The organism is Ottowia sp., assembly GCF_046348305.1.
In the GTDB taxonomy this organism is placed as follows: Bacteria; Pseudomonadota; Gammaproteobacteria; order Burkholderiales; family Burkholderiaceae_C; genus Ottowia.
This window is the reverse complement of sequence record NZ_JAXMEM010000008.1, coordinates 117611-131347: the sequence shown is the minus strand read 5'-3', so window position 1 is coordinate 131347 and position 13737 is coordinate 117611. Positions and strand designations below refer to the sequence as shown.

Below are 13737 nucleotides of genomic sequence, written 5' to 3'. Positions count from 1 at the left end.
AGATCAAGCGCCGGGCGCCGCCGGTTTGACCCACGCGCGCAGCGCTGCGGCCGTGCGTGCAGCCGCCCCCTGGTGCTGGCGCGCGAAGGTCCGCCCACTCTCGGCCATGGTGGCGCGGCGCGGCACGTCCGCGGCCAGTGCGAGCGCGCTGTTCACGCCCTGCGCCATGTCGACGACCCGCAGCGCGGCGCCGGCCGCCAGGGCCTGCTCGGCCGCCTGGCTGAAGTTGAAGGTGTGCGGGCCCATCACCACCGGGCAGCCGCATGCCGCCGCTTCGATCAGGTTTTGCCCGCCCAGCGGCGCAAAGCTGCCGCCCAGCAGGGCCACGTCGGCCAGCGCGTAGTAGGCGGGCATCTCGCCCAGGCTGTCGCCCAGCCACAGATCGGCCGGGGCCGGCGCGTCGGCCCAGGTGCTGCGCCGGCTCACGCGCAGGCCGCGTTGCTCGGCCAGCCGCGCCACCTCGTCAAAGCGCTGCGGGTGACGGGGCACGATCAGCCATTGGGGCGGATCGACTTCATTTTTGATAGCTGCCTGCGCCGATCCGGCAAGCGCCGCAGCCCCAATTTGCTGGAAGAATTCGAGCTCTTCCCCCTCGCGCGAGCTGGCCAGCATGAGCACGGGCCGCCCACCCGCCGCCGCGCGCCAGGCACGCCCTCGCGCCAGCAGGGCTTCGGGCGGCAGCGCATCGAACTTGAGGTTGCCCGGCACGCCCGCCACCGGCGCGCCCAGCTGTCGAAAGCGTGCGGCGTCGGCATCGGTTTGGGCGTACACGGCGGCGAGCGCGCGGTAGGCCGTGGGCAGCAGGCCGCCCGTGCGCATGGCGCCACGCAGCGACTTGTCGGACAGGCGTGCGTTGGCCAGCACCAGCGGCACGTCGGCATCCACGCAGGCCCGCGTCAGGTTGGGCCAGACCTCGGTTTCCATCAGCACGCCGATGTCCGGGCGATACGCCTGCACGAAGCGGCGCGTGGCGGCTCGCGTGTCCCACGGTTGCCACAGCTGCACGTCGCCGGGCGCCAGCAGCGCGGCACCCTCGGCCCGGCCGGTGGCCGTGCCGTGCGTCAGCAGCAGGCGCATGCCGGGCCACTGCGCGCGCAGATGGGGCAGCAGGATGGCGGCGGCGCGTGTCTCGCCCAGCGAGACGGCGTGGATCCATACCAGGGGTGCACCGGCCTGCGGTGCGGGGCGCACGGGTGCGGCCGCGTAGTGGCCAAAGCGCTCGTCCACTGCATGCAGATAACCGGGCTCGGCCACGCCCCGGCGGCGCAGCTTGCGCCGCAGCAAGGGCTGGGCCGCCCAGGTGGCCAGGTCGTAAAGGGCGTGGATCAGCGGCGCCACTCGTCAGCTATCGAACATGAAGCATGTTGCGCTTGTCTAATGCGGGCTGCAGCACGAAATGACTTGGAAAATCAGTGCTGCGCGCCGCCCACCTGCGCATCGGGCTTGAGCTGCCGCAGCAGGCCCGTCATCTCGGCCTGGATGCGCGCCAGCGCCTCGGGCGTGTGGCCCTCGAAGCGCAGCACCAGCACCGGCGTGGTGTTGCTGGCGCGGATCAGGCCGAAGCCGTCGGGCCAGTCCACGCGCAGGCCGTCGATCGTGCTGATCTGAGCAGGATTGGCAAACGCACGGGCGGCCAGCGCCTGCAGCTCGGCCGCCAGGCGATGCGGCTCGCCTTCGGCGCAGGGCACGTTCAGCTCGGGCGTCGAGAAGCTGGTGGGCAGCGCGTTCAGCACCGCGCTGGCGTCGGGCGAGCGGCTGAGGATTTCCAGCAGGCGGCAGCCGGCGTAGGTGCCGTCGTCGAAGCCGTACCAGCGCTCCTTGAAGAAGATGTGGCCGCTCATCTCGCCGCCCAGCGGCGCATCGAGTTCCTTCATGCGCGCCTTGATCAGCGAGTGGCCGGTCTTGAACATCAGCGGCACGCCGCCGGCTGCGGCAATGGCCGGGCCCAGGCGTTGCGTGCACTTCACGTCGTACACGATGGTGCCGCCGGGCACGCGCGCCAGCACGTCCTGAGCAAACAGCTGCATCTGGCGGTCGGGGAAGATGTTTTTCCCGTCCTTGGTGACGATGCCCAGGCGGTCGCCGTCGCCGTCGAAGGCCAGGCCCAGCTCGGCGTCGGTGTTTTTCAGCGCGGCAATCACGTCGCGCAGGTTGTCGGGCTTGCTGGGGTCGGGGTGGTGGTTGGGAAAGCGCCCGTCCACCTCGGTGAACAGCTCCACCACCTCGCAGCCGATGGCGCGGAAGATGCCCGGCGCCGACGCCCCGGCCACGCCATTGCCGCAGTCCACCACCAGCTTCATCGGCCGCGCCAGGCGGATGTCGCCCACGATGCGCTCGCGATAGGCCGGCAGCACGTCTTGCTCACGCACCGAGCCGCCGGGGCGGCGCTGCCAGGACTCGGTCTCCATGATGCGGCGCAGCTGCTGGATCTCATCGCCGTGGATGGCGCGCCCGCCCAGCACCATCTTGAAGCCGTTGTCGTCGCGCGGGTTGTGGCTGCCCGTGACCTGGATGCCACTGGCGCACAGCGTGTGCGCGGCAAAGTACAGCATGGGCGTGGTGGCCATGCCGATGTCGATCACCTCCACGCCCGCGGCGACCAGCCCGCGCACCAGCGCCGCCGCCAACGCGGGCCCGGACAGGCGCCCGTCGCGCCCCACGGCGACCACACGCTCGTCCTGGGACAGCGCATGCGTGCCGAAAGCCAGACCCAGGCCCTCGGCGAACGCTTCGGTCAGCGTGGTGGGCGTGGTGCCGCGGATGTCGTAGGCCTTGAAGATGCTGGGAATGACTTGCATGGCCCGGGATTGTAGGCAGGGCTTTCCGGCGCAGTCAGGCTCCATCGGCCGCGCGCCCGATTGATCACCACCGCGCATCAATACGCGCTCCATTCATCATCAATGCCGCCCCGCCGTGAAGGCGTGACTGGGAGATACTCGTCCGGATGAGTTCGTCCGATCACCCGCCCGCCAGCCCCTCGCCCGCGGCCGAGGCCTTGCCCTTTCTGCTGCTGTCCATGAGCTGGGGGGCGTCCTTCCTGTTCATGCAGCAGGCGGTGCATGAGTTCGGCCCGCTGCCCACGGCCGCCGTGCGGGTCGCGGTCGCGTCGCTGTTCCTGCTGCCCCTGCTGATCGCGCGCGGCCACTGGCCCGCGCTGCGCCGCCACTGGCGGCCGGTGCTGTTTTGCGGGCTGCTGAACGCGGGCATTCCGTTTGCGCTGTTCAGCTTTGCGCTGCTGCACATCAACACCGGCCTGTCGTCCATCCTGAACGCCACCGTGCCGCTGTTCGGGGCGCTGGTCGCCTGGGCCTGGCTGGGCCAGAACCCGGGCGCCTCGCGCAGCGCTGGGCTGCTGATCGGCTTTGTCGGCGTGGCCATGCTGGCCTGGGACAAGCTCGGCGCGGGCGACGGCGGTGCCGACGGCAGCCTGGGCCTGTGGGCCGTGCTGGCCTGCCTGGGCGCCACGCTGTGCTATGCGCTGGCTGCCAGCTTCACCCACCGCTACCTGAGCGGCCTGAACCCCTTGATGACGGCCACCGGCAGCCAGATCGGTGCCACGCTGGGTTTGGCCGTGCCGGCCCTGCTGCTGTGGCCGGCGCACATGCCCGGCCCCAAGGCCTGGGCCTCGGTCATCGCGCTGGGCGTGCTGTGCACCGGCGTGGCCTACGTGCTGTACTTTCGCCTGATCGAAAGGCTGGGGCCGGCACGCGCGCTCACGGTCACCTTCACGGTGCCGGTGTTCGCCATCCTCTACGGCGCCACGCTGCTGGGCGAGGTGGTCACACCCTGGATGCTGCTGTGCGGCGCCGTGGTTCTGTGCGGCACCACGCTGGCCACCGGGGTCGTCAAGCTGCCACTTCAGCGGCGCCCGGCGCCGGCATCCAGCGCAGCAACCGAGAGCATGCGCTCGACATAGCGGGCGATCAAATCGATCTCGAGGTTGACCGCGCTGCCCGCCGCCAGCGTGTGCAGCGCCGTGTTCTGCACGGTGTGCGGGATCAGGTTGATGCGCAGCTCGCAGCCCGCGTCCACGTCCTGCACCTGGTTGACCGTCAGGCTCACGCCATTGACGGTGATCGAGCCTTTGTAGGCCAGATACTTGCCCAGCTCGCGCGGCGCCAGCACGCGCAAGTCCCAGCTCTCGCCCACTGGCGCGAAATGCGTCACGCGGCCGATGCCGTCCACGTGCCCCGACACGATGTGGCCACCCAACCGGTCGTGGGCGCGCAAGGCTTTTTCGAGGTTGACGGGGCCGGCATGGTCCAGCCCCGCGGTGCGCGCCAGCGATTCGGCCGAAACGTCGATGGCAAAGCGCCCCGCCGCCGCGTCGACAGCCGTGGCCGTCATGCAGGCGCCGTTGATGGCGATGCTGTCGCCCAGGCCCACGTCATCCAGATAGCCCGCCGGCGCCTCGATCGCGAGCTGCTTGCCATGCGCGCTGCTTGCGCCCAGATCGCGCACCTGCGCAATGCGGCCGACGGCGGTGATGATGCCTGTGAACATGGAGGACGGCCCTCAAAGGACAAAGCCCTGCAAATCGGCGATTTGCAGGGCTTTGAATGGATGGTGCGGCTGGCAGGATTCGAACCCACGACCCCTTGGTTCGTAGCCAAGTACTCTATCCAACTGAGCTACAGCCGCACACGAAAGCATAGGAGTATACAACAGGATTTTGGTAGGGCGTGTTGGACTTGAACCAACGACCAAGGGATTATGAGTCCCCTGCTCTGACCAACTGAGCTAACGCCCCGCCAGCGCGCGATTCTAGTGTCCTGAGTTGGGGGCTCGTTGAACCGCAAATCGACCGGGATCGGTGTCAGGCGAGGCGCAAACCGCAGCCATCGCCGTAGCGATGGCGAGGATTGGCAACGCCGCATGGCGCCGATGGTCGGGTGATTTGTTCATCGAGCTTCCAAGTCAGGACGCTAGGGGGTGTGCGGCTTGCCCTGGCTGAGGGCGTTGCTCACCAGCCGCGAGGTGATGTCCACGATCTGGATCATGCGGTCATAGGGCATGCGCGTGGGCCCGATGACACCCAGCGTGCCGACGACCTGCCCGTCCACCTCGTAGGGGGCGCTGACGACCGACAGCTCCTCCACCGGCACGGCCTGGCTTTCGCCGCCGATGAAGATGCGCACGCCGTCGGCCTGCATCGACACGTCCAGCAGGCGCATCAACTGGGCCTTCTGCTCGAACAGGTCGAACGCGCGGCGCAGCTGGTTCATGTCGCTGGAGAAATCGCTCACCGCCAGTAGGTTGCGCTCGCCGGAGATCACCACCTCGTCCTGCGCCTGGTGCGCGGCCTCGGAGCCGGCTTGCACGGCGGCCTGCATCAGCGTGGCGATCTCGCCGCGCAGGCGGTCGACTTCTTGCGTCAGGCGCGCGCGCACCTGCTCGAAGGCCATGCCGGAATACTGCGCATTGAGGTAGTTGGACGCCTGCGTCAACTCGGAAGACGAGTAGTCGTGCTCGGTGAACAGCACGCGGTTTTGCACGTCGCCATCGGGCGCCACCATGATGAGCAGCAGGCGCCGCTCGGACAGGCGCATGAATTCGACGTGATGGAACACCGAACTGCGCCGCGGCGCCACCACCACGCCGACGAACTGGGACAGATTGGACAGCAGCTGCGCCGCGCTGGCGATGACCTTTTGCGGCTGCTCGGCGGGCAGTTGCGGCGCCGTCAACTGCTCGCGCTGCGCCGTCAGCATGGTGTCCACGAACAGGCGGTAGCCGCGCGCCGTGGGCACGCGCCCGGCCGAGGTGTGGGGCGAGGCGATCAGGCCCAGCTCCTCCAGGTCGGACATCACGTTGCGAATGGTGGCCGGTGACAGATCCAGCCCCGAGGCGCGCGAGAGCGTGCGCGAGCCCACCGGCTGGCCGTCGGCGATGTAGCGCTCGACCAGGGTCTTGAGCAATCGCCGGGAGCGGTCATCAAGCATGGCGCCGGGGGATTTCACCAGTTCATTTCGGGGTGCGGAAGTCGCGGCTCATTATGATGTAATTTGCCCATGAACCTTCAGTTCGCCCGCGTCGCCTTGGTCGGCAAATATCACGAATCACCCACCGATTCGGCGGTGGTGGCGACGCGCGAGTTGATGGAAAAAATCGGCGCGTTCATGCAGCAGCAGGGCTGCCTGGTTCACCTGGAGGAACGCACTGCCGCCAGCACCGGCCTCTCGCATTTCCCAGTCCTCGACATCGCCGGCATCGGCGCCGGCTGCGACGTGTGCGTGGTGGTGGGCGGCGACGGCACCATGCTGGGCGTGGGCCGGCAGCTGGCACCGTACGGCACGCCCTTGATCGGCATCAACCAGGGTCGCCTGGGCTTCATCACCGACATCCCGCTGGGCGAGTTCCGCAAGGTTCTGCCGGGCATCCTGGCGGGCGCGTTCGAGGAAGACCATCGCACCCTGATGCACGGCTGGGTCAAGCGTGAAGGCGCCTGCGTGTTCGATGCGCTGGCCATGAACGACGTGGTGGTCAATCGGGGCGCGGCCTCGGGCATGGTGGAACTCAGCGTCGAGGTCGATGGCCACTTCGTCGCGAACTACCGCGCCGACGGCATCATCGTGGCCACGCCCACCGGCTCCACGGCCTATTCGCTGTCGGCCGGCGGGCCGCTGCTGCAACCGCAACTGCCGGGCTGGGCGCTGGTGCCGATCTCGCCACACGCGCTGTCCAATCGCCCCATCGTGCTGGCCGACCCGGGCGAGATCGCCATCGAGATCGTCGCCGGGCGCGACGCCAGCGCCAGCTTCGACATGCAGTCGCTCACCTCGCTGCACCGGGGCGACCGCATCATCGTGCGCCGCTCGGAACACCGCGCGCGCTTTCTGCACCCCAAGGGCTGGAGCTACTTCGACACGCTGCGCGAGAAGCTGCACTGGAACAAGGGCAGCGGATGAAATGACACACCCCCAGTCTCCACTCGCTGCGCGATGTTGCGCCTGGTGCTCGCCGCCAGAGGCGGCGGCCCTTCGGTCTGTCCAGACCTGCGCAGGCAGGTCTGGAGCCGCAGACCTCAGCCCCCTTGCAGGGGGCCGAGCCTGCGCACAAAAGGTCCGGTGGACCTTTTGTTGGCTGGCGAGGGGCCGGGCCACTGGCCCGGCGCGGCCTGCAAGGCTCGCCCCTAGCCGGGGCAGCCCCGGCCACGGCGATCGCGCGCCTGGCCTGCTCCGCGACCTTTCGACCCTTGGAGATTCATGCTCTGCTGGTGGCGCGCAGCGCCATGGATAACTGACCTATATGTCCCTGCGTCACCTCAGCCTGCGCGACTTCGTCATCGTGGCTCAGTTGGAGTTGGCCTTCGAAGCCGGCTTCACGGTGCTGACCGGAGAGACCGGCGCCGGCAAATCCATCCTGATCGACGCGCTGCAACTGGCCCTGGGCGGGCGGGGCGACGCGCTGTGGGTGCGCGAAGGCCAGCCGCGCTGCGAAATCGCCGCCGAGTTCGACGCGCCACCCGCCGTCGTCCCCTGGCTCGAAGCCAACGGCTTCAGTGCAGAGGCCGGCACGCTGCTGCTGCGCCGCACCATCGACGCCGCCGGGCGCAGCCGCGCCTGGATCAATGGCTCCAGCGCCACCGTGGCCCAACTGCGCGAACTGGGCGACGGCCTGGTGGACATTCACGGCCAGCACGCCTGGCAAAGCCTGACCCGCCCCGCCGCCGTGCGCGCCCTGCTCGATGCCTACGCCGGCGTGGACACCGCCCCCCTGCTCACCGCGTGGCAGGACTGGCAGCACGCGCAAGCCGCCTTGAACACCGCACGTGCCGCCCAGGACAGCCTGACGCAGGAGCGCGAGCGCCTGCTGTGGCAAATCACCGAGCTCGACAAACTGGGCCCGCAGGACGGCGAGTGGGACACGCTGAACCAGCAACACACGCGGCTGTCCCATGCCCAGGCCCTGATCGAGGCCGCGCAAGGCGCCGCGCAGGCGCTGGAGGGCAGCGAGGACGGCAGCGGCGGCGCCTTGTCGGCGCTGAGCCAGGCGCAGGACAGGTTGCAGGCGCAAAGCGCCATCGAGCCCGAATTTGCCGCGCTGCTCGAGGCCTTGCAAAACAGCGATGCACTGCTGCGCGACGCGGTGCGCAGCCTGCACGCCTACCAGCGCCACGCGGAGCTCGACCCCGAGCAGTTCGCCGCGCTGGATGCGCGCATCGGCCAGTGGCACGCCCTGGCGCGCCGCCACCGCCGCCTGCCGGCCGAGCTGCCGGCCTTGTTGGCCGGCTGGCGCGCCGACTTGCAGCGCCTGGACGGCGCGGCGGACCTGGAGCAACTGCAGCGCACGCTCGATCAGACACACGCCCGCTACCAGCGCATCGCCGCCGAGGTGTCACGCCGGCGCGCCGACGCCGCACCGCGCCTGTCGGACGCGGTGAGCATCGCCATGCAGACGCTGGGCATGGCTGGCGGCGTGTTCCAGGTGGAGCTCGAGCGCCTGCCCGAACCTGCCGCCCACGGCCTGGAAAGTGCTCATTTTCTGGTCGCCGCCCACGCCGGATCAACCCCGCGCGCTATTGATCGGATAGCATCCGGCGGCGAGCTGTCGCGCCTGGCACTGGCCATCGCCGTCACCACCAGCACGCTCGGCTCGGCCGCCACGCTGGTGTTCGACGAGGTGGACGCTGGCGTCGGCGGCGCGGTTGCATCCACCGTCGGGCGCCTGCTGCAGCGCTTGGGGCAGGATCGGCAAGTGCTGTGCGTCACCCACCTGCCCCAGGTGGCCGCCTGCGCCGATCACCATCTGCACGTGACCAAGCAACAGGCCGCTGGCGACGCCATCCAAAGCACCGTGACCGCCATCCACGGCGACAGGCGCATCGACGAGGTCGCGCGCATGCTGGGCGGCGAGCGCATCTCGGCCACGACGCTGGAGCACGCGCGCGAACTGCTGGCCGCTCCAGCTTCGCCCGCCCCACCCCGCCTCAAGCGCGCTGCGCGCGGGGCCGTTCAGTGAAAACGCGCGATCGCTCCACCGACACCGAACTGGTCGTCATCACCGGCATGTCCGGCTCCGGCAAGTCGGTCGCGCTGAATGCACTGGAAGACGCTGGCTACTACTGCGTGGACAACCTGCCGCCGGAGCTGCTCAAGCCCTTCGTGTCACTCCGCGATCGCCTGCACACGCGCAAGCTGGCCATCGCCATTGACGTGCGCAGCAGCCGCGCGCTGCCGCAACTGCCCTTGCTGTTGCATGGTTTGCGGGATGGCGGGATCGATTTGCGTCTGGTTTTTCTCGAATCCAGCGACCAGACCCTGGTGCGGCGCTTTTCCGAAACCCGCCGGCGTCATCCGCTGTCCCTTCCCGATGACGCCCAGGCCCTGACGGGCCTGATTCAGGCGATTGCGCGCGAGCGCGAATTGCTGGCCGACCTGCGCGAGCGCTCGCATGTGATCGACACCAGCCAGCTGCGGCCGGCCCAGCTGCTGGACTACGTCAAGACGCTGATTGCCGCGCCTGGCTCGCACCTCACGCTGGTGTTCGAATCCTTTGCCTTCAAGCGCGGCATCACGCTGGATGCGGACTATGTGTTTGACGTGCGCATGCTGCCCAACCCGTACTACGAGCCCGGGCTGCGACCCCTTACGGGCCGCGACGCCCCCGTCATCGCCTACCTCGAGCAGCACGCCGAAGTGGCGCGCATGCTCGACCAGATTGCCGATTTCCTGCGCACCTGGCTGCCCGCCCTGGCGCGCGATCACCGCAGCTATGTCACGGTGGCCATCGGCTGCACCGGCGGGCAGCACCGCTCGGTCTATCTGGTCGAACGCCTGGCGGCGCAGTTCAGCGGGGAATGGAAGGCGCTCAAGCGCCACCGCGAACTGGACTCGCACTGAGCAAAAATCGACGCACCGGCGCAGGCAGCCCAAACCCTGACCAGCGCTCGGGCGCCACCCACGCGCCGTGCTCGTCCGCCAGCTCGCCACCACTCAAACGTGCCGTGAGCACATGCAGGTGCAAATCCCGATGGGTCAGGACGTGGGTGAACGGCGCATGCTCGTGCACGCGCCCGCGCGCCCCGGACGGCAGCGAGCCGAGGGCCAGCGTGCGCGACTCGAAAGCGGGCATGCAATGCAAGCCGGCCCAGATGCCGCGCGACGGACGCCGCGTGAGCCACACGCGCCCCTGTGCGTCGACCGCATGCACCAGCCACAAGGCCAGCTCGCGCCGCGCCGGCCGGGGCCGCTTGGCGGGCCAGCGCTCGGGCTCGCCACTTGCCGCCGCCAGGCAGATCGCCGCCAGGGGACAGCGCCCACAGGCGGGGCGGCGCGGCAGGCACAGCGTGGCACCCAAATCCATCAAACCCTGGGTATACGCCGGCATGGTGCTGCGCAAGCGGCCGCGCGGCAGCAGGTCTTCGGCGCGTTGCCACAGCGCGCGCATTGGCGCCGCCTGGCCGAGGTCATCGGTGATGGCAAACACGCGCGCCAGCACCCGCTTGACGTTGCCGTCGAGGATGGCCGCGCGCTCGCCAAAGCAGAACGCCGCAATCGCCGCAGCGGTGGAGCGGCCGATGCCGGGCAAGCTGGCCAGCGTGGCAGCACGCGTCGGGAACTGCCCGCCAAAGTCGGCCATCACCTGCCGCGCACAGCGGTGCAGCAGGCGGGCACGGCTGTAGTAGCCCAGGCCACTCCACAAGGCCAGCACCTCGTCCTCGCTGGCACTCGCCAAAGCAGCGACATCGCCAAAGCGTTGCAAAAAGCGCGGGTAGTAGGCCAGCACCGTCGCGACCTGCGTTTGCTGCAGCATGATCTCGGACAGCCACACCCGGTACGGGTCGCGGGTGCCTTGCCATGGCAGGTCGTGGCGCCCGTGCCGGCGCTGCCAGGCGATCACGCGCTCGGCCAGCGCGCCTTGCTCGCCGCTCACGCCAGCGCAGCTTCGGCCAGCGGCGCCAAGGCCTGCGCGGCGATCGACTCGCGCAAGGCGCGCACCCGCCCTAGCAGCTCGCGCTCGGTGGCTTGCAGTGCATCCAGTTGCTGGTCGAGCTCGCGCAGGCGTTCGTCGAGACCGCCCGCGGCGTCCTGAATGCGCTGGATCGCCTCGATGCGGCGGGTGAAGGCCCGACGCCGCTCGCGCAGCTCGACGTCGAGCTGGCCGGACGCGGCCTTGTTCCACAGCTCGATTTCGCCCACCGCCGTCTCGAAGATGGCGCGCACGCGCGAATGCAGAGAGCGGATCAGCTTGTCGGTGAAGTCGGCGCGCGTGAGCTGGATCAGGTTGCCCATGCCCAGATACTGCACGTGGCTGCGCTCGACGGCGGCCAGGTCCACCTCCAGCCGCTGCAGCTCGGGCGCGGTCGGTACCTGCAAGCCAAAGCCGTGCTCGGTGTTGAGCTGGCGAAATGCCCCGCCCAGCATGGTGTCGATCTCGGCCACCAGCTCGATCACGCGGCGCACCACCACCCGCAGCCGGTCGAACCCATCGGCATACACCTTGCGCACCCCCAGCTTCAGGCCCGGTTCGCGCAAAGACGCGGCCAGTGAGGCCAGCTCCTTCTTGATCGAGGCACTGGAGAGCAGCGCGAACACCTCGCGCAGCAGCTTGACGTGCACCGAGCGCACGGCCAGCACGCCGGCGGCGCTGCGATCGAACGCGGTTTTTTCCTGCTCGACGCGCCGACGCATGTGGCGAACCACCGCGTGGTTCTTGCCCCGCAGGCCCTTGAGCTCCTGCAACTGCTCGGTCCATTCGCGCCGCTGCACGCCGATGGCGCGCTGCGCATCGGCCTGCAAGCGCTGCGCACCGCGGTCCACGGCCTGCTCCAGCGTCTGCTGGCGCGTACCCAGAACCAACTGCCCAAGCAGGGCTTCGAAACGCGGCAGGCGACTGCCCTGCAGCAGGGCCGCGTCGCCACGCACCTTGGCCAGCAGGCCCTTTTGCGCCGACAGTGCCACCACGCGATCGCTGCCCAGCTCCAGCGTGCGCGCGGTCTGCTCGCACTGGCTGGCAATCTCGGCCTGGACCTGCGCGGGCGTGCGCAACTCGTCCCACAGCGTATCGATCTTGTTGAGCACCACCAGCTGCGTGCCGATGCCGCTGCGCGCCGGCGCCAGATGCTCCTGCCAGATCGACAAATCCGAGCGCGTGACCCCGGTGTCGGCACCCAGCACGAAGACCACGGCCTGGGCCTGCGCGATCAGGTTCACCGTCAGCTCCGGCTCGGCGCCAATGGCGTTCAGGCCTGGCGTGTCCAGCACCACCAGGCCCTGCTTGAGCAAGGGGTGCGCCATGTTGATCAGCGCATGGCGCCAGCGCGGCACCTCCACGCGGCCCTGGCCGTCGACGGGTGGGTTGTCCTGCGGGCGGTCATCGTGCCAAAAACCCAGGGTGCGCGCCTGCTCGACGCTCACGTGATTGACCTCGGAGACCTTCTCCATCGCACTGGCCAGCTGCGCCGCGTCGTTCACGTCCAGATCCACCCGGGTCCAGCGCTCGGGCGCCATGCGCCATTCCATCAGTGCCTGCGGCTCCAGACGCGACTCGATGGGCAGCAGGCGCAGGCAGGGCGGCACCTTGGGGTCCCAGCCCAGTTCGGTCGGGCACATGGTGGTGCGCCCCGCGCTGGCCGGCATGATGCGCCGTCCGTAGCCGGCAAAGAACACCGCATTGATCAGCTCGGACTTGCCGCGCGAGAACTCGGCCACGAAGGCCACCATGATCTTGTCGGCACGCAACTGGCCAATCAGCTGCTGCAGTCCTTCGAGCGCGCCACCGTCCAGCAACTGCTGCTCATCGAGCCAGTCGCCCAACAGCTTCAGGCGCAGCGCCGCCTCGCGCCGCCATGCGCCGTGCTGGTCGAACTGTTCGTGAAATCCTGTCACCGCCGGGCTTGTTTGCATGATCGGCGCATCTTATCGTCACCCGCGGCGCTTGCCCATCGTCGCCCGCACCATTTCATGAACGCTGGCACACCGGACAGAAGAAAGTCGAGCGCTGCCCCTGGCGCAACAGCCGGATCGGCGTTGCGCACACGATACAGGGCTGCCCGGAACGGCCGTAAACCGCCACGTCCAGCTGAAAGTGCCCTGTCTCGCCCATGGCGTTGGCAAAGTCGCGCAGCGTGGTGCCGCCGCGCTCCACCGCGCGCGCCAGCACCGCGCGCACGGCCGCATGCAGGCGATCGGCGCGCTCGCGCGAGAGCCGGTCGGCGCGCACGGTCGGCCGAATGCGCGCCATGAACAGGGCCTCCGACGCGTAGATGTTGCCCACCCCCACCACCACGTCGCCCGCCAACAGCACCTGCTTGATCGGCGCGTGGCGCTTTTTCAGCGCGGCGTGAAAAGCCGCCGCATCGAAGCCCGCGTCCAAAGGCTCGGCCCCCAGACCCGCCAAGAGTTTGCGCGCCGGCTCGGCGCCTTCATGCGGCGCCCAGACGACCGCTCCGAAACGGCGCGGATCGTGCAGGCGCAGCACCCCGTGATTGGTCGTCAAATCGAAGTGGTCGTGCGGGCCTGCGGGCGGTGCGCTGGGCGCGAACAGCAAACGCCCCGACATGCCCAGGTGCAACAGCAAAACGCCTTCGTCCAGGTCCATCAGCAAATACTTGCCGCGCCGGCGCACCGACCGGACGACCCGCCCCACCAGGGCCTGAGGCTGGACGCCCAGGGGCCAACGCAGCGGCTTGCCCAACCGCACCGACTGGACGCGCGCGCCACGGATGCGTTCGGCAAAACTGCGCCGTGTCACTTCGACTTCGGGCAGCTCGGGCATCGCGTGTGTAAAGCAGTG

Annotated in this window: 11 protein-coding genes and 2 tRNA genes; 4 read left to right on the top strand and 9 right to left on the bottom strand. The window is 69.2% G+C overall.

Going from position 1 to position 13737, the window contains the following annotated elements; translation table 11 throughout:
- Positions 1-3 precede the first annotated feature (3 nt).
- Entirely contained in the window at positions 4-1338 is a 1335-nt protein-coding gene (locus U1F38_RS11145) for a 3-deoxy-D-manno-octulosonic acid transferase (protein ID WP_409987132.1), read from the bottom strand.
- A 71-nt stretch (positions 1339-1409) separates the two neighbouring features.
- Positions 1410-2798, bottom strand: a complete 1389-nt coding sequence (locus U1F38_RS11140; RefSeq protein WP_409987131.1) for a phosphomannomutase/phosphoglucomutase — start codon at positions 2796-2798, stop codon at positions 1410-1412.
- Between the two features lie 146 nt (positions 2799-2944).
- Between U1F38_RS11140 and U1F38_RS11135 the strand changes: the two genes are divergently transcribed.
- Entirely contained in the window at positions 2945-3916 is a 972-nt protein-coding gene (locus U1F38_RS11135) for a DMT family transporter (RefSeq protein ID WP_409987130.1), read from the top strand.
- Here the strand turns inward: U1F38_RS11135 and U1F38_RS11130 are convergent.
- From U1F38_RS11130 to hrcA, 4 genes are all read right to left on the bottom strand, one after another.
- Positions 3859-4503 (bottom strand): riboflavin synthase, encoded by a 645-nt coding sequence (locus U1F38_RS11130; RefSeq protein ID WP_409987129.1) that lies wholly within the window; start codon positions 4501-4503, stop codon positions 3859-3861. The two genes, U1F38_RS11135 and U1F38_RS11130, sit on opposite strands and share 58 nt — an antisense overlap.
- Positions 4504-4564: 61 nt before the next feature.
- Positions 4565-4641 (bottom strand) — tRNA-Arg (locus U1F38_RS11125).
- Positions 4642-4673: 32 nt separating this feature from the next.
- Positions 4674-4750 (bottom strand) — tRNA-Ile (locus U1F38_RS11120).
- Positions 4751-4925: 175 nt separating this feature from the next.
- Complete coding sequence (hrcA, locus tag U1F38_RS11115) at positions 4926-5942, bottom strand: heat-inducible transcriptional repressor HrcA (protein WP_409987128.1); 1017 nt, start codon at positions 5940-5942, stop codon at positions 4926-4928.
- A gap of 69 nt (positions 5943-6011) precedes the next feature.
- Here hrcA and U1F38_RS11110 point away from each other — a divergent pair, with 69 nt between their 5' ends.
- From U1F38_RS11110 to rapZ, 3 genes are all read left to right on the top strand, one after another.
- Positions 6012-6908 (top strand): NAD kinase, encoded by an 897-nt coding sequence (locus tag U1F38_RS11110; RefSeq protein WP_409987127.1) that lies wholly within the window; start codon positions 6012-6014, stop codon positions 6906-6908.
- A gap of 340 nt (positions 6909-7248) precedes the next feature.
- Entirely contained in the window at positions 7249-8961 is a 1713-nt protein-coding gene (gene recN, locus U1F38_RS11105) for a DNA repair protein RecN (protein WP_409987126.1), read from the top strand.
- The gene (gene rapZ / locus U1F38_RS11100) at positions 8958-9842 is read left to right on the top strand and encodes an RNase adapter RapZ (protein ID WP_409987125.1); all 885 of its coding nucleotides are present in this window, start codon (positions 8958-8960) and stop codon (positions 9840-9842) included. The genes recN and rapZ overlap by 4 nt, the downstream gene beginning before the upstream one ends.
- Here the strand turns inward: rapZ and mutY are convergent.
- The 3 genes from mutY to mutM are packed head-to-tail and all read right to left on the bottom strand — an operon-like array spanning position 9811 to position 13719.
- On the bottom strand, positions 9811-10875 hold the full coding sequence (gene mutY, locus U1F38_RS11095) for an A/G-specific adenine glycosylase (protein WP_409987124.1): 1065 nt from the start codon (positions 10873-10875) through the stop codon (positions 9811-9813). The two genes, rapZ and mutY, sit on opposite strands and share 32 nt — an antisense overlap.
- Positions 10872-12848, bottom strand: a complete 1977-nt coding sequence (locus tag U1F38_RS11090; protein ID WP_409987123.1) for a dynamin family protein — start codon at positions 12846-12848, stop codon at positions 10872-10874. The genes mutY and U1F38_RS11090 overlap by 4 nt, the downstream gene beginning before the upstream one ends.
- A gap of 55 nt (positions 12849-12903) precedes the next feature.
- A complete protein-coding gene (gene mutM / locus U1F38_RS11085) occupies positions 12904-13719 on the bottom strand; it encodes a bifunctional DNA-formamidopyrimidine glycosylase/DNA-(apurinic or apyrimidinic site) lyase (protein ID WP_409987122.1) in 816 nt (271 codons plus the stop codon).
- Positions 13720-13737 lie beyond the last annotated feature (18 nt).